This window comes from Janthinobacterium longum, assembly GCF_051380735.1.
In the GTDB taxonomy this organism is placed as follows: Bacteria; Pseudomonadota; Gammaproteobacteria; order Burkholderiales; family Burkholderiaceae_D; genus Janthinobacterium.
In genome coordinates this window covers 1,556,741-1,583,050 of sequence record NZ_JBNYXQ010000001.1, presented here as the reverse complement: position 1 = coordinate 1,583,050, position 26,310 = coordinate 1,556,741, and the positions used below count along the sequence as shown (strand labels likewise).

At 62.2% G+C, this 26,310-nt stretch carries 24 protein-coding genes and 1 pseudogene; 14 read left to right on the top strand and 11 right to left on the bottom strand.

Going from position 1 to position 26,310, the window contains the following annotated elements; translation table 11 throughout:
* Positions 1-17 precede the first annotated feature (17 nt).
* Genes ACQ4WM_RS07185 through ACQ4WM_RS07175 form a run of 3 tightly spaced genes read left to right on the top strand, consistent with a single transcriptional unit; the run spans position 18 to position 2,365 of the window.
* Positions 18-1,292: an amidohydrolase family protein gene (locus tag ACQ4WM_RS07185; protein ID WP_436545977.1), complete on the top strand. Its 1,275-nt coding sequence runs from the start codon at positions 18-20 to the stop codon at positions 1,290-1,292.
* Positions 1,293-1,328: 36 nt separating this feature from the next.
* Positions 1,329-1,847: a GNAT family N-acetyltransferase gene (locus ACQ4WM_RS07180; RefSeq protein ID WP_436545976.1), complete on the top strand. Its 519-nt coding sequence runs from the start codon at positions 1,329-1,331 to the stop codon at positions 1,845-1,847.
* Positions 1,844-2,365 carry a GNAT family N-acetyltransferase gene (locus ACQ4WM_RS07175; protein ID WP_436545975.1) on the top strand — a complete coding sequence of 174 codons (522 nt, stop codon included), beginning with the start codon at positions 1,844-1,846 and terminating at the stop codon, positions 2,363-2,365. Before ACQ4WM_RS07180 ends, ACQ4WM_RS07175 begins: the two co-directional genes overlap by 4 nt.
* A 20-nt stretch (positions 2,366-2,385) precedes the next feature.
* Here ACQ4WM_RS07175 and ACQ4WM_RS07170 read toward each other — a convergent pair whose 3' ends face one another.
* The 6 genes from ACQ4WM_RS07170 to ACQ4WM_RS07145 all read right to left on the bottom strand — a co-directional run bounded on the left by ACQ4WM_RS07170 (position 2,386) and on the right by ACQ4WM_RS07145 (position 9,772).
* A complete protein-coding gene (locus ACQ4WM_RS07170; protein WP_436545974.1) occupies positions 2,386-3,633 on the bottom strand; it encodes an ROK family transcriptional regulator in 1,248 nt (415 codons plus the stop codon).
* A gap of 101 nt (positions 3,634-3,734) precedes the next feature.
* Positions 3,735-6,368 carry a GH32 C-terminal domain-containing protein gene (locus ACQ4WM_RS07165; protein WP_436545973.1) on the bottom strand — a complete coding sequence of 878 codons (2,634 nt, stop codon included), beginning with the start codon at positions 6,366-6,368 and terminating at the stop codon, positions 3,735-3,737.
* 113 nt (positions 6,369-6,481) lie between these two features.
* Positions 6,482-6,937, bottom strand: a complete 456-nt coding sequence (locus ACQ4WM_RS07160; RefSeq protein WP_436545972.1) for an RbsD/FucU family protein — start codon at positions 6,935-6,937, stop codon at positions 6,482-6,484.
* On the bottom strand, positions 6,930-7,721 hold the full coding sequence (locus tag ACQ4WM_RS07155; protein WP_436545971.1) for an ATP-binding cassette domain-containing protein: 792 nt from the start codon (positions 7,719-7,721) through the stop codon (positions 6,930-6,932). Before ACQ4WM_RS07155 ends, ACQ4WM_RS07160 begins: the two co-directional genes overlap by 8 nt.
* Before the next feature lie 3 nt (positions 7,722-7,724).
* Complete coding sequence (locus tag ACQ4WM_RS07150) at positions 7,725-8,684, bottom strand: ABC transporter permease (protein WP_436545970.1); 960 nt, start codon at positions 8,682-8,684, stop codon at positions 7,725-7,727.
* Positions 8,685-8,779: 95 nt separating this feature from the next.
* Positions 8,780-9,772, bottom strand: a complete 993-nt coding sequence (locus tag ACQ4WM_RS07145; RefSeq protein WP_436545969.1) for a sugar ABC transporter substrate-binding protein — start codon at positions 9,770-9,772, stop codon at positions 8,780-8,782.
* A 322-nt stretch (positions 9,773-10,094) separates the two neighbouring features.
* Between ACQ4WM_RS07145 and ACQ4WM_RS07140 the strand changes: the two genes are divergently transcribed.
* Together ACQ4WM_RS07140 and ACQ4WM_RS07135 are read left to right on the top strand one after the other, a co-directional pair.
* Complete coding sequence (locus ACQ4WM_RS07140) at positions 10,095-10,595, top strand: hypothetical protein (RefSeq protein ID WP_436545968.1); 501 nt, start codon at positions 10,095-10,097, stop codon at positions 10,593-10,595.
* 1 nt (position 10,596) lies between these two features.
* On the top strand, positions 10,597-11,016 hold the full coding sequence (locus tag ACQ4WM_RS07135; protein WP_436545967.1) for a HEAT repeat domain-containing protein: 420 nt from the start codon (positions 10,597-10,599) through the stop codon (positions 11,014-11,016).
* Positions 11,017-11,147: 131 nt separating this feature from the next.
* Here the strand turns inward: ACQ4WM_RS07135 and ACQ4WM_RS07130 are convergent, their stop codons facing one another.
* From ACQ4WM_RS07130 to ACQ4WM_RS07115, 4 genes are read right to left on the bottom strand one after another with little or no spacing between them, the layout of a single operon-like run.
* A complete protein-coding gene (locus tag ACQ4WM_RS07130; protein ID WP_436545966.1) occupies positions 11,148-12,620 on the bottom strand; it encodes a TolC family protein in 1,473 nt (490 codons plus the stop codon).
* Positions 12,610-13,974 (bottom strand): HlyD family type I secretion periplasmic adaptor subunit, encoded by a 1,365-nt coding sequence (locus ACQ4WM_RS07125; protein WP_436545965.1) that lies wholly within the window; start codon positions 13,972-13,974, stop codon positions 12,610-12,612. The genes ACQ4WM_RS07130 and ACQ4WM_RS07125 overlap by 11 nt, the downstream gene beginning before the upstream one ends.
* Positions 13,971-16,208 (bottom strand): type I secretion system permease/ATPase, encoded by a 2,238-nt coding sequence (locus tag ACQ4WM_RS07120; RefSeq protein ID WP_436545964.1) that lies wholly within the window; start codon positions 16,206-16,208, stop codon positions 13,971-13,973. Before ACQ4WM_RS07120 ends, ACQ4WM_RS07125 begins: the two co-directional genes overlap by 4 nt.
* Before the next feature lie 51 nt (positions 16,209-16,259).
* A complete protein-coding gene (locus tag ACQ4WM_RS07115) occupies positions 16,260-17,729 on the bottom strand; it encodes a hypothetical protein (protein WP_436545963.1) in 1,470 nt (489 codons plus the stop codon).
* A 172-nt stretch (positions 17,730-17,901) separates the two neighbouring features.
* On the opposite strand from ACQ4WM_RS07115, the gene ACQ4WM_RS07110 reads away from it, so the two are divergent.
* The 4 genes from ACQ4WM_RS07110 (at position 17,902) to ACQ4WM_RS07095 (ending at position 20,212) form a co-directional block, all read left to right on the top strand.
* The gene (locus ACQ4WM_RS07110) at positions 17,902-18,654 is read left to right on the top strand and encodes a hypothetical protein (RefSeq protein ID WP_436545962.1); all 753 of its coding nucleotides are present in this window, start codon (positions 17,902-17,904) and stop codon (positions 18,652-18,654) included.
* A 200-nt stretch (positions 18,655-18,854) separates the two neighbouring features.
* Entirely contained in the window at positions 18,855-19,115 is a 261-nt protein-coding gene (locus tag ACQ4WM_RS07105; protein WP_436545961.1) for a DUF6444 domain-containing protein, read from the top strand.
* Between the two features lie 166 nt (positions 19,116-19,281).
* A complete protein-coding gene (locus ACQ4WM_RS07100; protein WP_436545960.1) occupies positions 19,282-19,818 on the top strand; it encodes an IS66 family transposase in 537 nt (178 codons plus the stop codon).
* A complete protein-coding gene (locus ACQ4WM_RS07095; RefSeq protein WP_436545959.1) occupies positions 19,790-20,212 on the top strand; it encodes an IS66 family transposase in 423 nt (140 codons plus the stop codon). The genes ACQ4WM_RS07100 and ACQ4WM_RS07095 overlap by 29 nt, the downstream gene beginning before the upstream one ends.
* 11 nt (positions 20,213-20,223) lie before the next feature.
* On the opposite strand, the gene ACQ4WM_RS07090 is transcribed toward ACQ4WM_RS07095, so the two are convergent.
* Positions 20,224-20,502, bottom strand: coding sequence for a hypothetical protein (locus ACQ4WM_RS07090; protein WP_436545958.1), 279 nt, complete (start codon positions 20,500-20,502; stop codon positions 20,224-20,226).
* Positions 20,503-20,740: 238 nt separating this feature from the next.
* On the opposite strand from ACQ4WM_RS07090, the gene ACQ4WM_RS07085 reads away from it, so the two are divergent.
* The 5 genes and pseudogenes from ACQ4WM_RS07085 to ACQ4WM_RS07065 form a co-directional block, all read left to right on the top strand.
* Complete coding sequence (locus ACQ4WM_RS07085) at positions 20,741-21,619, top strand: AraC family transcriptional regulator (RefSeq protein WP_436545957.1); 879 nt, start codon at positions 20,741-20,743, stop codon at positions 21,617-21,619.
* A 29-nt stretch (positions 21,620-21,648) separates the two neighbouring features.
* Positions 21,649-23,121, top strand: a complete 1,473-nt coding sequence (gene xylB, locus ACQ4WM_RS07080) for a xylulokinase (protein WP_436545956.1) — start codon at positions 21,649-21,651, stop codon at positions 23,119-23,121.
* An 83-nt stretch (positions 23,122-23,204) separates the two neighbouring features.
* Positions 23,205-23,831 (top strand): TetR/AcrR family transcriptional regulator, encoded by a 627-nt coding sequence (locus ACQ4WM_RS07075; RefSeq protein WP_495542697.1) that lies wholly within the window; start codon positions 23,205-23,207, stop codon positions 23,829-23,831.
* A gap of 15 nt (positions 23,832-23,846) precedes the next feature.
* Entirely contained in the window at positions 23,847-24,440 is a 594-nt protein-coding gene (locus ACQ4WM_RS07070; protein WP_436545955.1) for a cytochrome b, read from the top strand.
* 128 nt (positions 24,441-24,568) lie between these two features.
* Positions 24,569-26,296, top strand: a pseudogene (locus tag ACQ4WM_RS07065) (putative bifunctional diguanylate cyclase/phosphodiesterase); the annotation flags it as partial.
* Between the last annotated feature and the right edge of the window lie 14 nt (positions 26,297-26,310).

The following is a 26,310-nucleotide window of genomic DNA, read 5'->3' as shown; positions in this document are numbered from 1 at the left end:
TTCTTGCCAGGAATTCCATGGACCTCGTGATTCGCAACGCCAGCCTGCCCGATGGGCGCAAAGCCATCGATATCGCCATCGAACATGGCCGCATCGCTGCCGTCGGCCCCGCCTTGCCCGTCTTGGGTGGGCGCGAAATTGATGCGCAAGGCGACCTCGTCACGCCGCCGTTTGTCGATGCCCACTTCCATATGGACGCCACGCTCAGCTATGGCTTGCCGCGCGTCAATGCGTCCGGCACCTTGCTGGAAGGCATCGCGCTATGGGGTGAACTGAAGCCGGAGCTGACCCAGCAGGCGCTGGTCGAGCGCGCGCTGCAGTATTGCGACTGGGCCGTGGCGCGCGGCCTGCTGGCGATCCGTTCCCACGTCGATATCTGTGATCCACGCCTGCTGGCCGTCGAAGCGCTGCTCGACGTCAAGCGACAAGTGGCGCCGTATCTCGATTTGCAACTGGTGGCGTTTCCGCAAGACGGCATCCTGCGCAGCCCGAACGCTTTCGACAACCTGAAACGGGCGATCGCCATGGGCGTCGACGTGGTGGGCGGCATTCCCCATTTCGAACGCACCATGGCCGATGGCGCCGAATCGGTGCGCCTGCTGTGCGAATACGCCTGCGAGCAGGGTCTGATGGTCGACATGCATTGCGACGAATCGGACGATCCGCTGTCGCGCCATATCGAAACCCTGGCCTTCCACGCGCAGCGCCTGGGGATGCAGGGCAGGGTGACCGGCTCGCACCTCACTTCCATGCACTCGATGGACAATTATTATGTGAGCAAACTGCTGCCCCTGATCCGCGAGGCGGGTGTGGCGGCGATCGCCAATCCCCTCATCAATATCACCCTGCAGGGCCGCCACGACAGCTATCCGAAACGGCGCGGCATGACGCGCGTGCCCGAGATGCTGGCGGCAGGCATTCCGGTCGCCTTCGGCCACGACTGCGTGATGGACCCGTGGTACAGCCTGGGCTCGGGCGACATGCTGGAGGTGGCGCACATGGGCTTGCACGTGGCGCAGATGACGGGCCAGCAGGCCATGCATGACTGCTTTTTGGCGGTGACCGAAACGCCGGCCGCCATTCTGGGCCTGGACGGCTACGGCATCGCGCCCGGCTGCCATGCCGATCTGGTGATCCTCGATTGCGGTTCCACGGTGGAAGCGCTGCGCCTGCGCGCTGCACGCCGCCTGGTGCTGCGCCGCGGGCAGGTCATCAGCGAGTCGCCACGCGCCGGCGCAAGATTGCAGTTGCCGGGCCGGCCCGAAACGGTCAATTTCCGCCTGGGGCGCTGATACAATCGGCCATCACTTGTTATCGGGAGCACCACCTTGAAAGAAATTGAACTGCGCCCGGCCGTCGAGGCCGATTTTGACGCCATGTGGACCATCTTCCAGGCTCTTGTGGCCACCGGCGACACCTGTACCTTCGATGCCGGCACCACGCGCGAGGACTGCCACGCCTACTGGTTCGGTCCCGGCGTGCAAAGCTTTGTTGCCGTGATGGGCAGCGAGCGCCTGCTGGGCATGTACAAGTTGGTGGCCAATCAGGTCGGCCATGGCAATCATGTGGCCAATGCATCGTTCATGGTCGACCCGGCCGCGCAGGGCGTGGGCGTGGGCCGCATGATGGGCGTGCACTGCCTGCAGGAGGCGCGCCGTGCGGGCTTTCTGGCGATGCAGTTCAATTTTGTCGTCAGCACCAACCTGGCCGCCGTCACCCTGTGGAAAAAACTGGGCTTTACGGTGGTCGGTACTTTGCCGATGGCGTATCGCCACGCCCAGCTAGGCTATGTCGACGCGTATGTGATGTACCAGCTGCTCAGTGATCCGATGCAGTGGCCGGCATGACTGTCATTGAAACACCACGTTTGCGCCTGCGCACAGCGAGCGTCGACGACGCGGCATTTTTCCTCGGCCTGGTGAACCAGCCGACGTGGCTGGCCACCATCGGCGACCGCCAGATCCATACGCTGGACGCCGCCCGCGCGGCACTCGAAACGGGCCCCATCACGCAGCAGCGCGAGCTGGGCTACTCCTTCTACATCGTCGAACACCGCGCTGACGGCGTGGCGATCGGCATGTGCGGCCTGATCAAGCGCGCTACCATGCCCGGCCCCGACATCGGCTACGCGCTGCTGCCCGCGTATTGCGGCCAGGGCCTGGCCTGGGAAGCGGCCTCAAGCGTGCTGCGCCATGCGCGCGACGTGCTGGGCCTGCCCAGCGTGTATGGCCTGGTGTCGCCGCAGAACCAGCCGTCGATCAATCTGATCAACAAGCTCGGTCTGCGCTTCGAACGTTTTTCGCGCCAGCCGATTGTTGGCAAGGATATCAATGTCTATCGCAAGAGTTTTTCTTCATCTCTGTAGCGAACAGGGCGACAGAACCTTTACTTGAGAAACAGATCGCGGTCTGGCGCGAAATGCGCGTACAGGGGCAGGAAGGCGCCGCCGACGGCGCGCGCGTCCGGGCCGACGGTGCCGCCGAGCACTTGGGGCCTGGCGATGCCCTCCCAGCTATAGCATTCCAGCGCGCGCTCGACCTGGGCCAGCAGTTGATCGAGCAGGCTGCGGTCGAAGGAGCCGTCGATAATCACCCCCTCCAGGTCGAGCAGGCAGGTGGCGCTGTTGATGCTCAGGGCAATGGCGCGCGCCGCGTCATCGAGCCAGGCCACGGTGTGCGTAACGAAGGGTTGCTGCAGCGCGCGCCCGTCGTGGGCGGCGGTCGGGTCCAGCCCGGCCAGGCTGAACAATTGCTCCAGATTGAACAGCGAGGCGTCGCCCAGCAACTGGCCTGGCGGGTTCCTTGCGCCAGCGCTGGCCATGCCAAGCGGCAAGGAGCCGACCGCGCCGGCGTTGCCGTGCAGGCCGCCGTGCAAATGGCTGTTGATGACCAGGCCCCCGCCGATAAAGATGTCGATGAATACGTACAGGAAGTTCTTGATGCTGCGCCCGCGCCCTAGCACCAGCTCGGCGACACAGGCGGCGGCCGTGTCCTTGGCAAACTCGACCGGCAGCGCCGTCATCGCCTGCACGCGCTGGCCGATGTCGATATGGTCCCACGCGTTGGCTTGTTCCGGCGCCATCTCGAGCAGATTCTGCCAGCCGCCCAGGCCCAGCGGCGCGGCGATGCCGACGCCACACAGGCGCGGCAGCAACTCCGGTCCCAGCAGCACGGCCATGCTGTTCAGCGCCGACTCGATCTGGCCGAACACGGTGTCGGGAACGGGAAAGGGATAGGACAGCGACAATCGCTCGCGCGTGTCGCCGACGAAATCGACCAGCAACACGTCAAGGCTGCGCCGGCCGATCTTGATGCCGATCGAAAAAGCGCCGTCCGGATTGAGCATGATCGGCACCGACGGCTGGCCGACCTTGCCGCGTACCGGCGCGCGCTTGCTGACCAGGCCGGCCTCCAGCAGGCGGTTGATAATCAGGGAAATCGTTTGCGTGCTCAGGTTGGTCAGCCGGGCCAGGTCGGCCTTTGGCATGCTGCCGTGCAGGCGCACCGCCTGCAGCACCACCCGCTCGTTGAACTGACTCATGCCCACCTGGTTCGAGCCGCGCGGCTGCAGCCATTGCACATCGTCGATGGCGGCCTGCGGCGCGCGCGATTCTTCGGTAAAGCTGTCTGACATGGTGGGGCGGGTCCGATTTCTGCAGGCGTAAAAGAGACATTTTATTACATATCCGGCGCCCCACCAGTGAAGCTCCGGATGCATGAAACTCCTGCGCAGCTTTAACGCTTGGCCCAGATCGACTTCAACGGCCAGATGGTCAGCTCTTTCAGCGTTGCTGCGCCGCCCACGGCGAACAGCGCGACACCGTTGCTGGACGGTTGCGGGAAGATCTGGTCGGTCAGCACCACCTCGTTGCCCGCAAACACCATCACCGATGAGGCATCGACCACGATGCGCAGCTCCACCGTGCCGGTACGCAGCGGCAGTGGTGCGCTGTGGCGGGCAGCAAAACTGGCGTTGAAACTGGCGTCGCCCGATTTGCTGCGGTCGATATAGACCTCGCCAGCCACCGCGTCATAGCCAATGACGGTCTCTTCGCCATTCGTGCCGGTGCGCACCTTCAGGCCAAAGCCGGTGGCGCTGCCCGGTTGGAACCTGGCCACGATGTCAAGTGCCTGACCCGGGGCAGGGGCGATATCGAGCTTTTGCACGCCGGCGGCCAAGGCACGGTCCTGGACGCTGTAGAGTGCCTTGTTGCGCAGTGTGCTGAAGTTGTCCACCGGCTGCTGCACCAGCCGCACCTGGCCGCCTATGGTACGCAGCGTGAATTCGCGGGCGAAGGTTTGCGCGCTGCGCCATGGGGTGGTGGGGGTGTTGCCAGCGTAGTCCCAGTTGCTCATCCAGCCCAGGCCGATGCGCTTGCCATCGGGGATGCCGTTCCAGGTTACGGCGGCATAAAAGTCGGCGCCGTAGTCGAGCCAGTTGGCTTCTTCCTTGGCGGCGTCCGAAAAAACGATATGGTCGACCAGGATATGGCCCCAGCCGCCAGTGTTTTTGTCCACCACCTGGATTTGCGCGCTCTTGCCCCGATAGGCGTCCACGTTCCAGCTGCGCCAGTTCAGGGTTTCGGAATTGGCGCCGGTAGCGCTCTTCACCACCTGGCCGTTCACCAGCAGATTGACCGTCGTTTCATTCGTGACAGGCTTGGCCGGCTGGTCCGCCGCCTCGAACACGTCGGCAAGGATGTGTCCCCAGGCGCCGTCGTTGTCGTCGATGATGACAATCTGGGCCTGCTGTCCGGCGAACTCGCGCACGTCCCAGTTTGTCCAGTTCAGTTCGGAGTCCGCTCCGGTGGCACTGCGCACCACCTTGCCGTTGACCTTCAGCACCACCGCCACGGGATTGGGACTGTCATAGGGATGGTTGCCGCCGCCGACGAGGAAGTTGATATAGGCCCTGGAGATGGTGAAGGTGGGTGAAGTCAGGCTGCCTTTGGGTGTATCGCCGGCCCCGAAAAAGGTATTGAGCACACCCGAGCCGAGCTTGCCGGCTGCCGATTGACGGTCATTGTCGGTTCCGACAGCAACCTTTTGCCCCACCAGGTCCCCGGCAGGCGTCCAGCCCAGATCGGCGTAGGTGGCATTGGCCGGGCCTTCAAAACCGGCGCCAGGAAACAGCAAGGTTCCCGCAGGCACCGTGCCGTCGCCCGCATCGGGCAAGCGCGGATGGCGCCCGCCGCCGACCATCAGATTGATGTACTTGCTGGTGACGGTAAAGGCGGGCGAAGTAAGTGTACCCGTGGCGGCGTCATCTTTGCCCAACCGGTAGGTATCGAGCAACTGGCTGCCCTGGTTGTCGGCCACGCCATGCGAAGGAGCCACCGGCGCCTTGCCCGCAAAGTCGCCCGTCGAGGTCCAGCCGGTGGCGTCAAAGCTGGCCGCTTCAAAGTCCTGGTAGACCGTGCCCGCAGTGGGTTTCTTGTCGATCACGCTGTTGGCGTCGGCCACAAACTGCTTGCCGTCGAATTTCCCCACAAAATAATGCGCCCCGGAACCTCCGGCCACCGAGCCGGGGTTGATGTTGATGTTCATTACCCATTTGCTTTTGCTGGCGTCGCCATCGACGGGCAGCTCGAACAGGTCGGGACACTCCCAGATGCCACCGACCGCGTTGGCCGGGCCAAAGGCGCTCATGTAGGTCCAGTCGCGCAGGTTTTTGGACGAGAACAGCAGCGCCTGGTGCCGCTCCGAAGCGACGGCGACCATGACCCATTTTTGCTCCGGTGCATACCAGAAGACTTTGGGATCGCGGAAATTTTGCCCTTCGGTTTCAAACGGCGCCGGTGGCACGGCAATCACCGGGTTGGCGGCGTACTGGGTCCAGGTGCGTCCCCGGTCCAGGCTGTAGGCGATCGACTGGGCCTGGGCATTGGGGGCGAGCACCTGCCCGTTTGCCAGGGTTTTTCCTTGCGGGTACACGCTGGTGTAGACGGCCACCATGGCAGGCTTGCCGGCGCTGCCAAGGCCACTGGTATTGTTGGTGTCAACCACCACGCTGCCGGAGAAGAACATTTGCGTGAGCTTGCCGCTCGCGTCCTTTTCGGCCGTCAGGGCAACGGGCAGCTCGTTCCAGTGCAGCAGGTCGGTGCTGACGGCGTGGCCCCAGGACATGTCACCCCAGGTATTGCCGTTCGGGTTGTACTGGTAGAACAGGTGGTATTCGCCGTCGTGATAAACCAGTCCGTTGGGATCGTTGAGCCAGTTCTTGGCGGCGGTGTACGAGAGCTGGGGGCGGTAGGTTTCAAGGTAACTGGACTGGGCCGGACCGCTGTTGCTGTCGCTGTCGTTGCCGCTGCTGCAGCCCACCAGCAGCGTAGCCAGGCAAGAGGCGAGAACAGGAAGGTGATACGACATGGTGTCTCCTTTGTATTGATTTTTTATTCAGGCGTGCGCAGGCCGGCTGCGTGCAACCCCCGCGCCGATACCGCCCGGCGCGTCTGAATCAAGGATTTTTTCTTGCAGGTTGCTCAGGCTGCCAGCGGATCGCTGATCACACCCTTTTTGAACAGGAAATTGGCATAAGGTTGCATTTCGCCGGTCTGCACGATGGCGTAGGCGCGCTTGACGCGTTCGTAGAAGGCGAAGCGCTCGACGGCCTCACATTGCGCCGGCGTGGCGGCGCCGCTGGCGGTAATCTGCTCAATCATGGTGCGCTGCAGCGCCGACAGATAGTCGTCGGCGGTGTTGCATACTTTCATGAAGGCGACCGGCTGGGCCACCATGGCGTCGAGCGGAAACACCGACAGCAATGCTGCACTGGCGCGTTGCAGGGTAATGCCAGGCAGGCGCACCAGCGGCTTGCCCTGGCCCAGTGTCTGGCTGGTGAAGTTGGCGTCGACCAGCACGATTTCCTCGCCATGGCCCATTTCGCACAGGATCTTCAGCAATTCGGGGCTGAGCAGCGGATCGATTCCTTTAAGCATGGGCTTCCTCCGGAAAGTCTTCGGCGCTCTTCGCGCCCGTCATCACGGCCACTGTGTCGGACATGCTGATGTGTTTGGGGTTGAGGACGGCGACGCGTTTGCCCAGGCGCTGGACGTGGATGCGGTCGGCGATCTCGAACACGTGCGGCATGTTGTGGCTGATCAAAATCACCGGCAGGCCACGGTCGCGCACATTGCGTATCAATTCCAGCACCATATTTCCCTCTTTCACGCCGAGTGCGGCGGTTGGTTCGTCGAGAATCACGACGTGTTTGGCAAACGCCGTGCTGCGCGCCACGGCCACACCCTGGCGCTGGCCGCCCGACAGGGTGCCGACGGCTTGCTTCATCGAACGGATGCCGATTTTCAGATCACGCATATGGGCTTCCGCCTCGGCCAGCATGCGCTTCTTGTCGATCAGGCGCAGGAACTTCGACAGCATGCCCTTGCGCAGCAGTTCGCGGCCGAGGAACAGGTTCTCGGCGATCGTCATGGCCGGCGCCACCGCCAGGTCCTGGTACACCGTCTCGATGCCGTAGCGGCGCGCGTCGATCGGCGACTTGAGATGGACCGGCTTGCCGTCGAGCAGCATCTCGCCTTCGTCGGGCACCAGAGCACCCGACAGGGCCTTGATCAGCGAGGATTTGCCGGCGCCGTTGTCGCCGATCACGGCGAGTATTTCGCCCGGCAACAAATCAAAATCGGTGCCATCGAGGGCGGTCACGCTGCCGTAGCGCTTGACCAGGCCGCGGGCCTGGAATATCGGTTGTACATGGGTAGTCATGGATCACCCTTTCTTGTGTGTCAGTTGATCGGTTGCCACGGCCAGGATGACCAGGATGCCCGTCACCAGGATCTGGTATACCGAGGACACGCCCATCAAGGTCAGGCCGTTGCGGAACACGCCGACGATCAGCACGCCGACCAGGGTGCCCATGATCGAGCCGCGCCCGCCGAACAGGCTGGTACCGCCGAGCACGACTGCAGTGATGCTGTCGAGGTTGTCGGTCTGGCCGCCCTGCGGGTCGCCCACGCCCATGCGCGCCACTGACATCAGTGCGGCAATCCCGTAGCACATCCCGGCGATCATGTAGACGCCCAGCAGCACTTTATTGGTGGCAATGCCGGTCAGGCGGGCTGCCTCGGGATTGTTGCCGACCGCGTAGAGGTGGCGGCCGGGCGCCGTCTCGCGCAGGTACAGCCAGGTCAGCACGTACATGCCCAGCATCAGCACGGTGCCGTAGGTGAAGGTGGCCGCGCCGAGCTGGAAGGTGTTGCCGAAAAAACCCATCGCTGCCGGCAGGCCGGTGACGGTTTGGGCCTGCGAGTACAGCTGTGTGACAGCGAAGGCAATATTCATCGTGCCCAGCGTGACGATAAACGCCGGCAGCTTGATCGAAGTGACCAGCGCGCCGTTGATGAAACCGATCAGCACGGTGACGGCGATGCCGCACCCGATCGCGAGATAAGGGTTCATGCCGAGGTCGACCGCGAATTTGGTCATGATGACCGAGCCCAGCGCCATCGCCATGCCGCAGGACAGGTCGATGCCGGCGGTCAGGATGATCAGGGTCTGGCCGATGGCGATAATGCCGACGACCATGACTTGCTGCAAAATCAGGGAAAAATTCTGGCTGCTGAGGAAGCGGTCGCTCTGTGACGCAAAGAAGATGCAGGCAGCAAGCAGGGCAATGACCGGGCCCAGTTTCGAGAGCGACGGCATAAATGTCGGGACGGTGGAGCGCATCTGTTATCCATATTCAAGAGGGGAAAAGGAGACGCGCAGGCGGCCGCGCGCCGGCAAGGCATGCAGCCTTGCCGAATGCGGCCGCCTGCGTGGGCTTATTTACCCCAGCAGGCGTTCAGGCCGAAGGCCGTGTCGCGGCTGGCGACGCCAGGCTGCTGCTTGTCGCTGATCAGGGTGACGCCGGTGTCGACGTAGCCGCTGGCCTTTTTCCCGTTCTTGGCGTACTCGACACCAGCTTCGACGCCCAGGCCCGCCATGTTCAGCGGATACTGCTGCGCGGTCGCCGCGATGACGCCGGCCTTGACGTCGCGCACGCCGGCGCAGCCGCCGTCAACCGAGACGATCATCACGTTCTTTTCCTTGCCGAGGGCCTTGAGCGCCTTGTAGGCACCGGCGGCAGCCGGTTCGTTGATGGTGTAGACCAGATTGATGTCAGGATTTTTCTGCAGGCAGTTTTCCATCGCCGTCTGCCCCTTGCCCTGGTCGCCAAAACTGTCGGCCATGCACACCACGTCGGGAGTTTTCGCCAGTCCGACCGTCTTGGCGCTGATGCCCGGCGCACCGAAGCCGGCCAGGAAACCGTTGTGGCGGGAAATGCCCACCGGATGGCCCGGGAACAAGTCCAGCATGGCGATCTTGGCAGGCTTGCCGGCGTAGGCCGCCTTGGCGTATTGGCCGATCAGCAAGCCGGCCTTGTAGTTGTCGGTGGCGAATAGCGCGTCGGTCGCGTCCTGCGGCTCGGTCGGGCTGTCGAGGGCGATCACCAGTACGCCGGCGGCGCGCGCCTTCTTGATGGCCGGCACGATGGCTTTCGAATCGTTCGGGGTGATCATGATCGCCTTGGCGCCGGCTGCCACCATGTTTTCAATCGCCGTGACCTGGCCGGCGTTGTCGCCGTCGGCGCGCCCGGCCGCCGTCAGCAGCTTGGCGCCCTTCAGTTTTGCGCGTTGCTGTGCGCCTTCTTTCATCTTCACGAAGAAGGGATTGGTATCAGTCTTGGTGATCAGGCCGACGATCGGTTCATCGGCCATGGCAACGCCGCCGGTTGCCGATAGCAGTGCCAATGCGATGCATTGTTTGAGGTTCATTGTGTTGTCTCCAGATTTTATTTATTTTTTAGCGGCAGGGCGTATGCCTCAACCTTGGCAAAATATACTCCCGAGTAATTAATAAATCAAGAGCCTTTATATATTGTTGTGGCCGAAAAGTATCAGTGCTTCGCGGCACCATGGATGTGGTTTTGCTGAAAAACAAATCGCGCCTCAAGGTCGAATACACGCGGCTGCTTGATTTCAAGCCGGTGCATGTGCTCGATATTCCGGACGAGCACAAGTACATGGATGCGGAACTGGTGACGCAGTTGAACGAAACGGTGCCGTCCATCCTGGCATCGATTAACCGGAGTTCTGTATGCAAAAAGATGCAGCCGCACTGGCGGGTGCTAGTGCGATTGAGTTTCACGTCAGCTACCGGCTTGCCGATTACCTGGCCATCGTGGCTGCACACTCTGTTGCAGATTTTGCGCGCATCAAAGCCGGGCAGGGAAAAACCCTCAGCCGCCTCGATGCGTTGACCTTGCGCTGTTGCGTCTACCTGTTTGTACCGCCCATTTTCCTGTTCAAGGTGCTGCGGGTGGGAGCATGTGATTTCAGGATAGACAGCACTGGCATTGTGCGCAGCTCGAAGTCGGGCGTGGTGACTGTACCCTGTTCCGACCTGGTCGCCATACAAGAGTTTCCGGTAGGCGACCTGTTTGCAAAGAAAACTGGTGCCATGCCGGAGCCGTACCGCGTTCTCAATGATATACAGCGCTCGGCTCTGGATGCATACGTCGCTCGTTATCGGCAGCATGCGCTGGTCGCAGTGCTTGAACAAACTCAACAGGATGAAGTGGCATTGATAACTCGCTGAGATGGAAAAAGCAATTGCTGAGGAAGATTGGGAATCCCAGTCCAGATTGATTGAGATGAGCAATGCGATTGAGGGTCCGAAGGGGCAAACCGAAGTACTGAATCGCCTGCTGGTGATGCCGGGCCATCAACTTCACCAAGAAGTCGCGATGAGGATACAGCAGCTCGGTAGTGACCGTAGTGTTCCATTCATTCGGTCAGTACTTGAGCGCGGATTTGGTTATCTGCAATATACCTGTTCGGAAGATGAAACTATCGCCAAATGGTTCAGCCATGCGCTCGCCAGGATAGGCACTCCGGGTGCAATTGATCTCATCAAGGAATATGCAAGTTCGAGCAATCATGGGATTGCCAAGGAAATGCAATATCGCCTGGAAAAACTTGGCTTTTCCTCACGCACCAGACCCAGGAAAAGAACGTGACGGCGGCGATTGTCAAGATGGAAGCGCTGACCATTGTGCACGGCACGGTCACCAATATCCGCCTTGAGGTCCTGAGCTGATCCGATCGCCGGGTTGTTGTTCCGCCTGAACATATCATCCGCGCACGGTGACTAGGGGGCGGGCACCGCCGCGTGCTGCGCACTGTCGAGTAGCGAGTGGCGACCGAGTACGCCGCTGTCGGCCATCAGCCGCAGTCGCGCCGAGCGCCATTCGGCCACACAAATGATGCGTTGCTCGCGGGCGTCGGCCAGCGCCGCCTGCGCCGCCAGGATCTCGACGATGTCGCTGGCGCCGCGATCGTATTTGCGTTCGAAGGTTCGCATTGAGTCCTGTGCGGCTTCCATCAGCGTTTGCGATGCCTGCAGATTATCCAGCGCTGCCATCGCATCGGCATGCACTTTGACCACTTCCATCAGGATGCGGTGTTCGGTGTCCACCAATGCCTGCTCCTTTTGTTCAGCCACCGCTTCGGCGCCCTGGACCTTGTAGCCATGGGCGTAGCCGTCGAACAAGGGGATGTTGAGCGTGATGCCTACCGTGCGCACTTGCGACGCGCTCGCCGAAAGCCCTTGTCCCGGATAGCCGTTTTTATAGGCATTGGCCGACAACACGATGCTCGGCTTGTTCTCGGCGCTAATGGCGGCGGTCCGGCTCTGGGCGGCTTCCCACTCGGCCCGTGCTGCCCTGATGGCCGGATGTGCCTGCTGGGCTGTCTGCAACCACTGCTCCAGCCGTTCCAGCTGCATCATCACCGCTTGCGCGCTGTCGATGTCGTCGTCCTCAATCAGCGTGACCTCGCTCTGCGGCGGCAGTCCCATTATATAGACCAGCAGAGCTGTCGCCTTACGGTAGGCGCCGAGCGCCCGGTTCCGATCGAGTTGCGCGCGTGCCAACGCGGTAGCCGCCTGCAGGCGGTCGCTGCGCGCCAGCACGCCGTTCGATTCGCGCCGTTGCGCGCTCGCCAGCGTTGATGCCGCCGTGGTAGTGCCAAGTTGCCTGGCTTGCCAGGCCGCGCGCGCGCTTTGCACGTCGAAATATGCCTGGATCGTATCGGCCATGTTTTTCTGCAGTGCCGCGTCGTTGCTGGCCAGCGCCGCTTGCAGCAAGCTGTCGGCAGCATGCTCGTTGGCCGCGCGCAGGCCGAAGTCGTAGATCTGCCAGTTCAGTGCACTATACATGGTGTTGCCGGTAACGGTTTCGGCCGGTCCTCCGGTATGGTTGTCGGTGCGCAAGCGGCTGACGTTGGCCGACAGTGAGGGCAAATAGGCGGCTCTGGCCTCTCCCAGCGCGCCGGCCTGTTGCTTGACCGCGGCCCAAGCCATGCGTAGTTGCGGATTGTGGCATATTGCCAGATCAATCACCTCGACCACGCCCAACGGCCGCTCTGCCAACGCCTCGGCCTCGCACCCCGGCGGCGGGCCGTCGCCGGGCGGCATCACTTCGGGGCGCGCCATGCCGGCGCGCGCACCGAGCGGGTCGGCGCTCAGCGGTGAAAGGTCCGGACCACCGGCCCGCACCATGCAAGGCAGCGCCAGCGCGGCCAGCGCCGTCAGCGCGCGCCAACCCGCCAATTTAGCGCTCATGCAGCGCCTCACGCTGGTGGCGCAGCAATGGTGACAGGGCGTACTCGATCAGGCGCCGCTCGCCGGTTTTGATGCCCACTTCCACCGCCATGCCGGGCGCCAGCGCCATGCGCCGGCCGTCGATGCCCAGCGCAGTGTCGCTCAAGGTCACTTTCACCGTATAAACCAGTTCTTTTTTCTCATTCTGCACCGCGTCGTGCGCCACGTGGGTAACTTTGGCGGGCACAGTGCCATATTTGGTGTAGTCGAAGGCGGTGACTTTCACGGCGGCCGGCTGGCCCTCGCGCACGAAGCCTACATCACGGTTTTCCAGTTCGGCCTCCACCTCCACCGCGCGCGCATCGGGCACGATCTGCATCAGCGCCTGCGCGGCCGGCACGACCCCGCCTACCGTGTGAACGGTGAGCTGCTGCACCGTACCGTCAACCGGCGCTGTCAGGTTCAGCAGCTTGCTGTGCGCGGCGGCGCGCCAGGTGTCCTGCTGGGTCGAAGCAGCCAGTTTGTTGCCTTCGCTTAACTGGTCGTACGCGAGGCGTTGCGCTTCCTCCAGCAGCGCGACGCGCTGTTGTCGGGCCTCGGCCAGTTGGCCCGCCAGCTCGATCCTGGCCTGTTCCTTCTCCAGCCAGGCGTGCTGGGCAACATCGTGCTCGCGTAACAGCGCCTGGTAATCGGCGGCGCGTCGGGTAGCCAGCGCCAGCGCTTCGCCGAGGTGCGCAATGGTGGCGTCGAACCGGCCACGTCGCGCGCAATAGTCGCGGTATTGACCGGACAAATGCTGTTGTTCCATCTGCCATTGAACATCACCGATCGTCGCGCCGGCCCGTTGCAGCGCGGCCGGAGTGGGCAGGCGCGGCGGCTTGCCGTCGGTCAGCGCGGCGATCAGCGCCAGCGCCCGGGCTGACTCCAGCACCGCTGCGTCGTGGTCGCCCTGCGCCTTGTCGCGCTCGGCATCGCTGGCGCTCGTATCGAGTTCGACCAGCAACTGGCCGGCCTTGACACGCTGGCCTTCGGCCACGTGCAACGCCTTGACGCTGGCGACCTCGACCGCCGCGATGGTCTTGATGCGGCCGCTCGGAATGATCTTGCCGGCGGCATTGACGATGATGTCGACATGCCCGAAGAGTGACCACAGCAACAGCAGTGCCACCAGCGCGATCAGCACGGCTGCGGTGCGCCTGGCCGTTGGTGAAACCGGACGGGCCTGCAGCGACAACGCGGCCGGCAGATAGGCCGCCTCATGTTCCCTCAACAGCTGGGTGTCCAGTGCGCGGCGCTGACGCCACGCCGCCCGCCACACCGCCACATAACGCTGTCTCAGGGCGCGCCAGGCGCCCAGTCGATGACGATCAATCATGGCGACCTCCGTGTCGTCGCGGCGGCTTGCGCGTCTTCTGGGCGCAGCGCGACCGGCGCGCTGGATTGCAGCTGGAACAGGTGGTAATAAATGCCGCCAGCATTAAGCATCAGTTCGTCATGGCTACCCAGTTCGGCAATTTGACCACGCTCCATGACCACGATACGGTCGGCCTGGCGCACAGCCGACAGCCGATGCGCGATGATCAGTACTGTGCGCCCCTGGCAGATTGCGCGCATATTGTCCTGGATGATGCGTTCCGATTCGTAATCGAGGGCACTGGTGGCCTCGTCGAAAATCAGGATGCGTGGATTGCCGATCAGCGCGCGGGCGATGGCAATGCGCTGGCGTTGCCCTCCTGAAAGGCCAGCGCCATGTTCGCCGATTTTGGTGTCATATCCGAGGGGCAGCTCACAGATGAACTCATGCGCGCCGGCCAGCCTGGCGGCGGCAATCACACGGTCCAGCGGCAGCGCCGGGTTATGCAGGGCGATGTTGTCGCGGATGCTGCGTGAAAACAGCACGTTTTCTTGCAGCACTATGCCGATCTGGTGGCGTAGCGCCGCGATATCGGTGATGGCGATGTCATGGCCGTCGACCAGCACCCGGCCGCGGTCGGGTAGGTACAGCCGCTGCGCCAACTTGGTCAGAGTGCTTTTGCCCGAGCCCGAGCGGCCGACGATACCAATTACCTCGCCAGGTGCGATGTTCAGGTTCAGGCCACGAATGATGTCCGGAGCGTCGGGCCGATAACGGAACGAGATGTTGTCGAAGGCGATGGCGCCCAGCACCGCAGGCATGTTCGACGATTGCGCGACGGTTTCAGTACGCGTGTCAAGAATGTCGCCCAGGCGCGCCATGGAGATGCCGACCTGTTGGAAGTCGTTCCACAGTTGTGCCAATCGCAGCACCGGCGAGGCCAATTGATTTGCCAGCATGTTGAACGCTACCAGTTCGCCCACCGATAGTTGTCCGTCGAGCACTTGCCCGGCGCCCAGCCACATGATGGCGGCCGTGACCAGTTTGCTGGTGAGCGTCACGCCGCCGCCAGCGAGCAGGCCGACGTTGGTGGCCGAGAGGCCGGCGGCGACATAGGCGGCCAGTTGCTGTTCCCATTTCTGTTGCCAGCGTGGCTCAACCGCCAGCGCCTTGACAGTCTGGATGCCGCCGATGGTTTCGACCAGAAACGACTGGTTTTCGGAACTACGGTTGAACTTGTCATTGAGCCGCGCACGCAAGATCGGTGTCAATACCAGCGATAAAACGAAGTAGACGGGAATGGATGCCGCCACGACCAGCGTCAACAGTGGGCTGTAGAGCAGCATGACGCCCAGGAACACAAATGAAAACAACACATCCATCACCAAGGACATGGCATTGCCGGTCAGGAAGGCGCGAATGTTTTCCAGTTCGCGTACCCGCGCCACCGAATCGCCGACGCGGCGCGCTTCGAAGTAGGCGATTGGCAGGGCCAGCAAATGCTGGAACAGGCGCGCGCCCAGCTCGACATCGATTTTGCTGCTGGTCATCGCAAACACATAGGTGCGGATACCGGTCAACACCGCCTCGAAAATCACCGCGCAGACCAGTCCCAGCGCGATGACGTTGAGCGTCTGCAGCGCATGGTTGATCAGCACCTTGTCCATCACAACTTGGAAGAACAGCGGCGTTGCCAAGCCTATCAATTGCAGCACCAGCGAGATCAGCAGCACTTCGCCAAGCAGCCTGCGGTATTTGATTACGGACGGAATAAACCAGCTGAAGTCGAACTTCGCCATTGCTCCGGTGTAGCTGGCCTGGCTGGTCAGGAAAATCAATTCGCCAGTCCATTGCGCCAGCAACTCGGCGACCGAGCAGACCACCGGCGCCGCGCCGGCATGCTGCAGCAACACGGTGCCGGCGTTGTCGTCGGTGTCACCTTGATAGCGGGCGACGATGAAAAATCGTCCATCGCTAAGCCGTGCGATTGCCGGCAACGGCGCTTTGTCCAGTCGCGTCGGATCTTGCCGCACCAGCCCGGCCTTCAATCCGAGGCTGCGCGCCGCCAGCAGAATGGACTGCGCGTTGAAACTCTCGCCGAATTGATGCGTCAAGGTGGCGGCATCGGCTGCGACACCATGCAACGCGGCCATGGTCAGCAGCGACTCAAGGCCGCTGTCGGCGGGCATAGTGGCGTCGTCGGTCGAGCCGATGACGTCGGCGGCGGGCGGTGGGGCGGTAACAGTGGCGTTCATGCGCTCGAAGAAGGAGAGGGCCGCCGAAGCGGCTATACCTCAATGCAGCCGTTACGCAGCATTGCGTGCAGGATGGTGGCCGGCGGTCAAACTCATCGCACCAGAATGGATCGCTGCAGCGCCGGCCTGGTCCAGGTTGACTGCGCCCGATGGGGCGCTAAAGCTGGCCATCGATTGAATCAGCTGGCTGGCGCTACGCAAGCCCGGCGCCTGCGTTGTCAACGCTGATGACAGCGTGGCGGTCCCGGCGCCCTTGTCGTGCGAGGTCGGCGTGTTGCTGGCGCCGCCGCCGGCCTTGCCTAATCTGGACGCATCATGCAGCGACGTCGGGCTGATACGTTCCTCCTCGTGCGGCGTATTGTCATCATCACCACCACCGCCACCACCACCACCACCACCACCACCACCACCACCACCACCACCACCACCGCCACCGCCACCGCCACTACCGCCACCACCACCGCCACTACCGCCACCACCGCCACTACCGATGTCTGGATCGTCGCCTTCGCCGGCGCCAATGTCGGGACCACCACCACCGGCCGCCGGATCGGTGTTGCCCCCGCCGTCAGCGGCATCAGCACCGTCACCGCCGTCGGGCGCCGTCCACAAGTTGCCACCATCGTCAGTGTTGGCGCCAGCGACTGTGCCATCGGCGCTGCCTTCGGGCGCCGCCGTGCCATCGGCTGCCTGCGAGCAGGCTCTCTGCAGGTTGGCCAGATCCTCGTCGGTCAGCGGCAACCCGCGAATGTCGACAAGCTCGCACGAGTTGGGCTTGACGATCACTACCGGCATGCGCGAGTTGTCAATGGTGGGACTCTCGCTGGTGTCGCCAACCTCTGCGGGCAGTCCCTGGGGTATCGTGTTGATCACGTTAAACAGGGCATTTTCCCGGTTCGTCTCCGCGCTGGCGTGATGGACGCCGTAATCGGTTGCCATGACGAAGCTGCGTATCATATCTTTCGTCAACACGGTACCTGGGGAAATCTGGAAATTCCCACCAGGCATATTCACGACGTTACCCTTGAGCCAATTCGCCATGCTGCCGTTCAAATCCAGATGGAACTGGTTGCCATAATCAATTACCTGCACCTGCAGCGCCGTGTTCGCATAGATCTGGTCTGCCATAGCCTGGCCGACAGGCCCCGAACTGGCCAAATTATTGAGTACAGTCTGAAGCTGCGACACCAGCCCCGCAGCCCACGCGTTGTTCAACAGTTGCAGTCGCATGGCATTGTCAGGATTGCTCAGCGCCGTGTTCAATTGCGTGTTCAGGCTGCGTACTACGGACGGGTCGAGGGCGTTATGCTGACTGAGCTGGCCGATCTGTGTGGCGCTGAAGCCTATGTCGGACAAAAAAGTCCTGGCCGCCGGATTCGCGGCGACATCGTATTGATACAGGCCGAAGCTGTAGCTGCTGCTCGCTCCTGCAAGGCTGAACCGCGAAATGGCAGCCGTGTTGCCCTGTAATTCCGTTCCAAGCACTGCCGAGTTTACAGCCGGAATCAGGGTATTGGTCAAATAGTCTGAATTAAATTAATATGTCATCATTTCACCTTTATTTATTAAAAATGAAAGGCGATATTATCCAGCGAATTTATTTTTGTAAAGCTGAATATTGTATCGAAAAGCTATATTAATTTACTTTAATTTACATTGCGCAACTTGCAATGGATGGCGGCTGGAATTATATTTGCGGCATTGGCTTGCGATAGCCGCCCTTGATGTTACCGATAATTACCAAAGGTTTAAAATGATAAATTTACCGAGTAATAGTTACCTTGAAAAGCATATTATAAGCAAACATCGCAAGATTTTTAAGGGCATATTTCTAGCACTGTCGGCTCTTGCGTCTACTGAGGTCGCGCGTGCCGCCCCCGCCGATGGTGGGCTCTACCGTGATGTACTAAAAGTCATCTTCACACATCAGAAGCCGCAAAACTTTGCGGTATGGGACCAAAAAATTGGCAGTGCTACAATGATGGTGCCCAGGGTGCCACGGCATGACCCGGAGCACCAACTGGCGCGGTCACTGCCAGGACTGCCAGCCGAGCTTGAAGATACGCTGCTCGCGCCCGGGTCGGGGGGGGACGCCGACAACAGCATCCCCAGGTTCGACGTACCAGCGTCAACTGCGGCATTCTCCGGGTTTCTTGGGCGTGACAAGCTGGAGCGGGCTGAAATGGCTGCAGACCCGAAGAACGCCAAGTCGTGGCTTACCACAGTGGGGTTTTCCAAGATCGCTTACGCGAACAATGGACACAGCGCGCTAATTTATGCCGAAACTTGCCTGAACGGGTCGGGTGAACTATGCGGCGCTACAGGATTTTGGTTCGTTCAAGCTGGGGCGCAGTGGCGCTTGAAACGAAGCGCTGATTTATGGCAGGGTGTGACTGAACCTTTTTGGGCGATGCCGGCTGCGGTCGCAGTTAATACGCTCAAATAATATCGTCTGGTGAAATAAAAAATCACCAGTCTCCTTGAAAATATTTTTTTAGAAACCCGGGCCTTTGGCGCATGCAAAAAAAAGCGTAACTGTTCAGCCTGAATGAGCGGCGTAATCAACAGTTGTAAACTCTTTGCAATTGCCGCATCATATCGGCATGCCACCGAAACCACCTCGCACCGACCTTACGCACTTGTCCCATGCCGACAAGGATAGGCGTCATTGACGCCCTGTTTGCGCGTCTGGACGCGGTCGAAGCGAAGCTGGGCATGAACAGCGACAATTCGAGCAAGCCACCATCGTCGGATGGTCTGGCCAAGAAGCCGAAGACCAGCTCATTGCGCGGCAAGTCCGGCAAGGCCGTTGGTGGCCAACCGGGCCATAAAGGCACGACGCTTAAGCGGGTGGCCGAACCCACTGGCACGGAGGATCATCCGCTGCCGTCGCACTGCAACCACTGACACTGCGCGCTGGCCCTCGAAGCGGCGCAAGTGCTGGAACGCCGCCAGGTATTTGATGTGTCGACGATGTGTTTCGATGTGATCGAACACCGCGTCTACACGGTGGTCTGCACCTGCGGACAGCGGCACGACAGCGCCTTTCCTGCTGCGGTCATATGGTCCGAACGTGCGCGCACTGGGCGTGCATCTGACTCAGGGACAAATGCTGCCATATGCGCGCGCCGCCGAGTTGATCTGCGAGATGACGAGTTTGTCGGTGTCGCCAGCAACCTTGCACGCCTGGGTTTGCGAAGCCAGCGTGGCTCTGCAGGGCACGGCCGAGCTGATTGCACGGCAGCTGCACCACGCGCCTGTGATGTGCGCCGACGAATCGGGCCTGCGCGTGGACGGCAAGCTGCACTGGATGCATGTGGCTGCCACGGTGGATCTCACGTGGTACGGTATGCACGCCAAGCGCGGCCTGGAAGCCATCGCCGCGCACGGCATTCTCCCCAAACGCGTCGGTATCCTGGTCCATGATTGCTGGGCTCCTTACTGGAAACTCGACGATGGTTTGCATGCTTTGTGCAATGCCCATCTCCTTCAAGAACTGGTCTATGCGCAAGAGGTGACGGGCCAGGATTGGCCGGCCGCCATGGCAGAACTGCTGCTCAATGCCCCAACGATTGAGTGTGGTGGCACGGCAGCAAGGGCGGCCATTTGATGCCGATGCCATCGCCGCCTTTACCACTGTCTACCACGACATCGTGCGCGAAGGCGAACCATTGAACCCTCTCAAGCTCAAGCCAGACGGGAAAGCCGGTCGCTGCAAACAGTCCGACGCTCACAACTTGTTGCGCCGTTTCCGACTGCATGCCGATGCCATCTTGCGCTTCATCGCCGATCCGACCGTTCCGTTCTCCAACAACATCGCCGAACGGGCCGTACGCATGCCCAAAGTGAAACAGAAAATATCGGGCTGCTTCCGCGCCACTGCCGGCGCCGACAATTTCTGCACCATCCGATCCTGCCTCGACACGCTACGAAAACAGGGGCACAGCATGTTGGAAATTCTGCGCCGCGCATTTGCTGGCGATCCGGTCATGCCAGCTGCGTAGTACCCGAACAGTCAACGATCGCACTCAATACCATGGCCAAAGCGAAGCGCAAACTTACCCCCCCCGTCCAGAAGTTGGAGAAGGCGAAGTTCATGACCATCTTCATCAACGGAAAGCAAAAGCGCGTCCGGCGTCCGGTCCTGATCGACGGCCTGACTGTCGATGAATTCTACTTGCGAAATGCTGACCCGATCACGCTGCATACGGACGGTCGGTGGGAATGCATGGCGGTCGCCTGACAAGGTGACTTCGCTGTTACCGCTGCGAATGATGCGAATAGCTTTGGTCATTCAGGCTGAACAGTTACAAAATAGTATTTGAAAACCGGCCGCTTTTGCAGTGGTGGCAGGCCGGCCTTGTTTTAAGCGTTTGACGAGGGGCGACGTCAAGATACAGATAACCATGGCCTGAGCAGCCGTCAAGGAGTCAAGAACATGGCCAATGTCGCCAGCAGCGTGGAGCAAATCGGACAGTCGCTGGCGGCAAACCGTTAGAATACCGCCATCGAGACCGAGCAGGGGAAACACCGTGACACCAGACCTGGAAGTGATCCACAAGCCATCACACGAATCATTTCGTGCCTGGGCCCATGGTTTTCCGCACACGGTGGCCAAATGGCATTTTCACCCCGAGTATGAGCTGCACTTCATCATCACTTCGACCGGCAAGTTTTTTATCGGCGACCATATCGGCAGCTACGGCCCGGGCAACCTGATACTGACCGGGCCAAACTTGCCGCACAACTGGGTCAGCGAACTGCCCGAGGGCATGGTATTGCCCGAGCGCGACCTGGTGCTGCAGTTCTCCAGCGATTTCATCGAGCGCTGCACCTTGCTGTTTCCCGAACTGGCGCCGCTGAAGTCGCTGATGGGCGAGGCCTCGCGGGGCTTGCAGTTTCCCGACGCGCTGGGCCTGCGCCTGGTGCCACTGATGCGCGAGCTGACGACGGCGCAGGGCCTGCGTCGGGTCGAGCTGTTCGCGCGCCTGTTCGGCACCCTGTGCGCATGCCGCGAACGCCGTCCGCTGGCCAGCGTGACCTATATGGCGCAGGCCGGGCGCTACATGTCGTCGACCATCAACCAGGTGCTGGCGTATATCAAGCAGAACATCACGCTGGACTTTTGCGAGCAGGACGTGGCCGACGTGGCCGAGATGAACACGCTCAAGTTCACGCGTTTCTTTCGCAAGCACACGGGGACCTCGTTTATCCAGTACGTGAACCAGGAGCGCATCGCGCTGGCCTGCGAACTGCTGATGAACACCGACCTGAAGGTGACCGATATCTGCTACCGCACCGGCTTCAACAACCTGTCCAATTTCAACCGCCAGTTTTTGGCGCACAAGCAGATGTCGCCCTCGAAGTTTCGCTCCTGCCTGCTGATGAACATGTCCGAACCGTCAGCCTGACGGCCACCTCACACATTTTTTGGAATCACATGACTTATCTTGGTATCGATATCGGCACTTCCGAAGTCAAGGCCATCCTGACGGACGACACGCAAACCATCCTCGCCAGCAGCGGCGTGGCGCTGCGCGTGGCCAGTCCGCATCCGGGCTGGTCGGAACAGAATCCCGAGGATTGGTGGCACGCCACGCTGGACGTGATCGCGGCCATCCGCGCTGCCCAGCCGGTGGCGTTTTCCGGCCTGCGCGGGATTGCATTATCGGGCCAGATGCATGGCGCGACCCTGCTCGACAAGCAGCAACATGTGCTGCGCGCGGCCATTTTGTGGAACGACACACGCTCGTTTGCCGAATGCGTGGAACTCGAAGCGCTGGTGCCCGAATCACGCGCCATCACCGGCAACCAGGCCATGCCGGGCTTTACGGCGCCGAAACTGCTGTGGCTGCAAAAATACGAGCCGGCGCTGTTTCGCGCCACCGCCACCGTGCTGCTGCCCAAGGATTACGTGGCGCTGCGGCTGACCGGCGAGTGCGTGTCCGACATGTCCGACGCTTCCGGCACCCTGTGGCTGGACGTGGCAAAACGCGACTGGTCCGAGCGCATGCTGGCGGCCACCGGCTTGTCGCGCGAGCACATGCCGCGCCTGGTCGAGGGCAGCGCCGCCGCCGCCCAGGTGCGCACTTCGCTGTGCCAGGAATGGGGCATCAGCCACCCGGTCATACTGGCGGGCGGCGCCGGCGACAATGCGGCGGCCGCCGTCGGCCTGGGCGTAGTCGAGCCGGGTGCCGGCCTGCTGTCGCTGGGAACCTCGGGCGTACTGTTTGCCGGTAGCGACGGCTATGCACCCAATCCCGGCCAGGGCGTGCATGCGTTCTGCCACTGCCTGCCCGAGCGCTGGCACCAGATGAGCGTGATCCTCAGCGCGGCGTCCAGCCTGTCCTGGGTGGCGCAGCTGACGCAATCGAACGATATCGGCGAACTGGCCAGCCTGGCTGAAAAGGTCGACGCGCGCAAGGCGCCGCTCTTCCTGCCTTACCTGAGCGGCGAGCGTACGCCGCACAACGACGCCACCGCGCGCGGCGTATTTTTCGGCCTGTCGACGGAACACGGCCGCGCCGAGCTGGCGTATGCGGCGATGGAAGGCGTGGCGTTTGCCATGGCCGACGGCAACGAGGCGCTGCGCAACGCCGGCACCCGCTTGACGCAGGCGTCGTTTGTCGGCGGCGGCTCGCGCAGCCGCTTCTGGGCGCAATTGTGCGCCAGCGCTTCGGGCCTGGACGTGCTGCGCCACGACCATGGCGTGGCCGGCGGCACCATGGGCGCCGCGCGTCTGGCGCAAATGGCCGTCACCGGCCGCTCGCCAGGCGAGGTATGCAGCCGGCCTGCGGTGCAGGAAACCATCGCGCCACAGGCATCAAACGTGCTGGCCGACCGCCTGGCCCGCTACCGCCGCCTGTATCCGCTGTTGCGTGAAGAGTTTGCAGGAGCGACGGCGGCGCGCTGACGGCAGGGCAATTTTGCATTGACATACGAAGCGTATGTCAATAATATGCTTTCACATACGCTTCGTATGTGAAAGGAATGCCCGTGCCTGTATCAACTGTCACCACCACGCGCCGCAGCCGCAGCGCCATGATCGAGGAAACCCGTGCCAGGCTGCTGGCTGCGGCGCGCCAGGCGTTTGCCGAACAGGGCTACGCGCAGACCTCGATGGACGATTTCACGGCCGCCGTCGGCCTCACGCGAGGCGCGCTGTACCACCATTTCGGTAGCAAGGAAAAGCTGCTGCTGGCCGTCATCGACCAGCTCGAAGGCGAGGTCGGTCTGCACCTGCAGGCCATGGCGGATGCTGCGGCGACTCCCTGGGAAGCCTTGCGTCGCCGCTGCCAGGGCTACCTGCAGCTGGCGCTGGTGCCCGAACTGCGCCGCATCATCCTGCAGGACGCGCGCGCCATGTTCGGCGACGTGCCGCAAGCGCACCAGCGAATCGGCATCGCCGCGCTCGAGTCTGCACTGCAAGCGCTGATCGACGACGGCGTGGTGCGGCCATCGCATGCGGGCGTGACGGCGCGCATGCTGTATGGGGCGGTGACCGAAGCGGCCTTCTGGATCGCCGAAGCCGATGGCGATCCGCCGGCGCGCCTGGCCGCATCGCAGGGCGCTCTTGACATGCTCCTCAATGGCCTGCTGGCCGGCCCACCCTCTCATCCTTAAGACCAGGAAAACACCATGCAATTGAAAAATAGCCGCGAGCGTTTTGGCGCGCTGGCCAAGTTCTTTCACTGGACCAGCGCCGCCGCCTTTATCGGCGCCTATATCGTTGTTTATTATGTGATCTGGTTCCTCGACGATGAAGCGCCGGGCACCCTAGCGGTGCTGAACGTGCACTGGATGCTGGGGCTGCTGGTGGGTGCGCTGGTGCTGCCGCGGCTGGCTTGGCGGCTGTTTGACGTGCAGCCGCAGGACCCGCCTGGCTCCGTGCTGGAGCACCGGCTGGCGCATGCGGCGCACTGGGGCCTGTACGGCCTGCTGATTGTGCTGCCCCTGACCGGCTATGCAGGCACCAGCCTGCCGACGGACTTCGGCCTGTTTTCCGTGCCCTCGTTTCGCGATACCGCGCTGTTCGACGCGCTGGCGTCCATCTTCGGCTTTGGCTGGGAAAGCTTCGAACCGCCGGTTGACGCCGTGCACCACTTCCTGGGCAAGTGGGTGGCCTGGGGCGTGGTGGGCCTGCATGTGCTGGCGGCCGTCTATCATCACCGTGTGCGCAAGGACGACGTATTGACACGCATGCTGCCTTGCGGCCGTAGCCGGAACAGTTGACCGTGGTCAAGCGCGGCCCGAACGGGCAAAAAAGCGCCGACTATTCTTATAGTATTTCCTCTCGGAATCTTTTTATCCGCCGTTACGAGGAAAACCATGAACCCCCTGTCCCGTCCCGCTGGTGATCCATGATGTCGCTGCTGATGGCGCTGTGCCTGGTGCTGGCCATGCTCGGCGTGCTTCTGGCCGGGCAGTGCTGGGGCGAGCGCCGCTGGCGCACCTTGCATGCGCTGGGCCAGGCCCAGCTGGCGGCGCAGGCACCCATGCTGGCGCTGCTGCAGGCGCTGCCGGTGGCCGTGATCGGCACCGACCGCCATGGCGTGGTGTGCTACCTGAATGCGCGCGCACTGACGATGGGCGGCTTGCCGGCGGTGCACGGGGTGGGCGCCAGCGTGTCGCAGTTGCTGCCGCTGTTCCATGACGGAGCCGCCATCGATGCGGCGCAGCAGGTGCGCGACTGCGTGGCGCAGCAAGCCATGCTGGAAGTGGCGCGCGGCGCAGTGCTGCTGCGCGAAAGCGACGGCAAACGCATCGACGTGCATTTCAGCTGCGTACCGCTGGCGCAAGACGGTGCGGTGCTGCTGTTGCACGACGTGTCGGCGCGCCGCCGCGCCGAGCAGCAACTGGAATTCATCGCCCACCATGACGGCCTGACCGGTTTGCCGAACCGCTTGCACTTCCAGATTCGCTTCGAGCACGGCATCGCCTATGCGCGCCGCCATCAGGGCTTGCTGGCGGTGCTGTTCGTCGATATCGACCGCTTCAAGGCCATCAACGACAGCCTGGGCCACGACGTGGGCGACCAGGTGCTGGCCGAATTCGCGCGCCGGGTGCAGCAGTGCGTGCGCAAGGTCGATACGGTGGCGCGCCAGGGGGGTGACGAATTCATCGTCTTGCTGACCGAATTGCACGATCCGCATGATGCGACGCGCGTGGCCGAGAAAATCATCGCCGCCATCGCTGCGCCGTTCGTGATTGACCAGTACAGCCTGTCGGTGGCCGCCAGCGTGGGCGTGGCGCTGTATCCGGACGACGATGATGATGTCGATGCGCTTATCGAAAAGGCGGATCTCGCCATGTATGCCGCCAAGCGGCACGCCTCTGGCACCTGCCTGCGCTACGCGCCGCGCATGCAGACGCAATCATATTCACGCACCATCCTGGAAACGGCGCTGCGCCATGCGCTCGAGCGCAATGAATTCGTGCTGCTTTACCAGCCATGCATGGACCTGGCGACAGGCACCATCACGGGCGTGAAGGCGCTGCTGCGCTGGAAGCACCCGGAACTGGGGCTGATGATGCCGCTCGATTTCCTGCCGGTGCTGGAAGAAAGCGCGCTGATCCTGCCGGTGGGTGCCTGGGTGCTGGCCACTGCCGTCGAGCAGGCAAAACGCTGGATCGCGCAGGGCCGGCTGCTGACGGTTACCGTCAGCCTGTCGGCGCGCCAGTTCTACCAGCGCGATATCGCGCGCAATGTCGGTGCCGCGCTGGGCGCGGCCGGCGTGCCCGGTCACTGCATCGAACTGGAAATCGCCGCCACCACCCTGATCGACCATCACCACGATGGTGCAGCAATCCTGCACCAGTTCCGCCGGTTGGGCATGACGATCTGCATCAGCGACTTCGGCACCGGCGACGGCCCGCTGCATTCCCTGCAGCGCTTTCCGGTCGACGCCGTCAGGATTGAAAAGTGCTTTGTCGATGAACTGGGCGCATCAGCCGATGACGGCGCCATGGTGCGCGCCATGGTGGCGATGGCCCACACCTTGAAGCTGCGCGCGATCGCCGGCGGCGTGGAAAACGCGCGCCAGCTGGAAATGCTGGCGGCCATGGGCTGCGATGCCGCTTTTGGTTATCACCTGGGGCGCGC

What these genes read in the sequence shown, in the direction of transcription:
- ACQ4WM_RS07155 (WP_436545971.1), bottom strand. Translation starts at nt 7,721, where the DNA reads ATGACTACCCATGTACAACCGATATTCCAGGCCCGCGGCCTGGTCAAG.
- ACQ4WM_RS07145 (WP_436545969.1), bottom strand. Translation starts at nt 9,772, where the DNA reads ATGAACCTCAAACAATGCATCGCATTGGCACTGCTATCGGCAACCGGC.
- ACQ4WM_RS07135 (WP_436545967.1), top strand. Translation starts at nt 10,597, where the DNA reads ATGGAAAAAGCAATTGCTGAGGAAGATTGGGAATCCCAGTCCAGATTG.
- ACQ4WM_RS07130 (WP_436545966.1), bottom strand. Translation starts at nt 12,620, where the DNA reads ATGAGCGCTAAATTGGCGGGTTGGCGCGCGCTGACGGCGCTGGCCGCG.
- ACQ4WM_RS07090 (WP_436545958.1), bottom strand. Translation starts at nt 20,502, where the DNA reads ATGACCAAAGCTATTCGCATCATTCGCAGCGGTAACAGCGAAGTCACC.
- ACQ4WM_RS07105 (WP_436545961.1), top strand. Translation starts at nt 18,855, where the DNA reads ATGCCGACAAGGATAGGCGTCATTGACGCCCTGTTTGCGCGTCTGGAC.
- ACQ4WM_RS07160 (WP_436545972.1), bottom strand. Translation starts at nt 6,937, where the DNA reads ATGCTTAAAGGAATCGATCCGCTGCTCAGCCCCGAATTGCTGAAGATC.
- ACQ4WM_RS07125 (WP_436545965.1), bottom strand. Translation starts at nt 13,974, where the DNA reads ATGATTGATCGTCATCGACTGGGCGCCTGGCGCGCCCTGAGACAGCGT.
- ACQ4WM_RS07150 (WP_436545970.1), bottom strand. Translation starts at nt 8,684, where the DNA reads ATGCGCTCCACCGTCCCGACATTTATGCCGTCGCTCTCGAAACTGGGC.
- ACQ4WM_RS07165 (WP_436545973.1), bottom strand. Translation starts at nt 6,368, where the DNA reads ATGTCGTATCACCTTCCTGTTCTCGCCTCTTGCCTGGCTACGCTGCTG.
- ACQ4WM_RS07170 (WP_436545974.1), bottom strand. Translation starts at nt 3,633, where the DNA reads ATGTCAGACAGCTTTACCGAAGAATCGCGCGCGCCGCAGGCCGCCATC.
- ACQ4WM_RS07175 (WP_436545975.1), top strand. Translation starts at nt 1,844, where the DNA reads ATGACTGTCATTGAAACACCACGTTTGCGCCTGCGCACAGCGAGCGTC.
- ACQ4WM_RS07140 (WP_436545968.1), top strand. Translation starts at nt 10,095, where the DNA reads ATGCAAAAAGATGCAGCCGCACTGGCGGGTGCTAGTGCGATTGAGTTT.
- xylB (WP_436545956.1), top strand. Translation starts at nt 21,649, where the DNA reads ATGACTTATCTTGGTATCGATATCGGCACTTCCGAAGTCAAGGCCATC.
- ACQ4WM_RS07120 (WP_436545964.1), bottom strand. Translation starts at nt 16,208, where the DNA reads ATGAACGCCACTGTTACCGCCCCACCGCCCGCCGCCGACGTCATCGGC.
- ACQ4WM_RS07185 (WP_436545977.1), top strand. Translation starts at nt 18, where the DNA reads ATGGACCTCGTGATTCGCAACGCCAGCCTGCCCGATGGGCGCAAAGCC.
- ACQ4WM_RS07070 (WP_436545955.1), top strand. Translation starts at nt 23,847, where the DNA reads ATGCAATTGAAAAATAGCCGCGAGCGTTTTGGCGCGCTGGCCAAGTTC.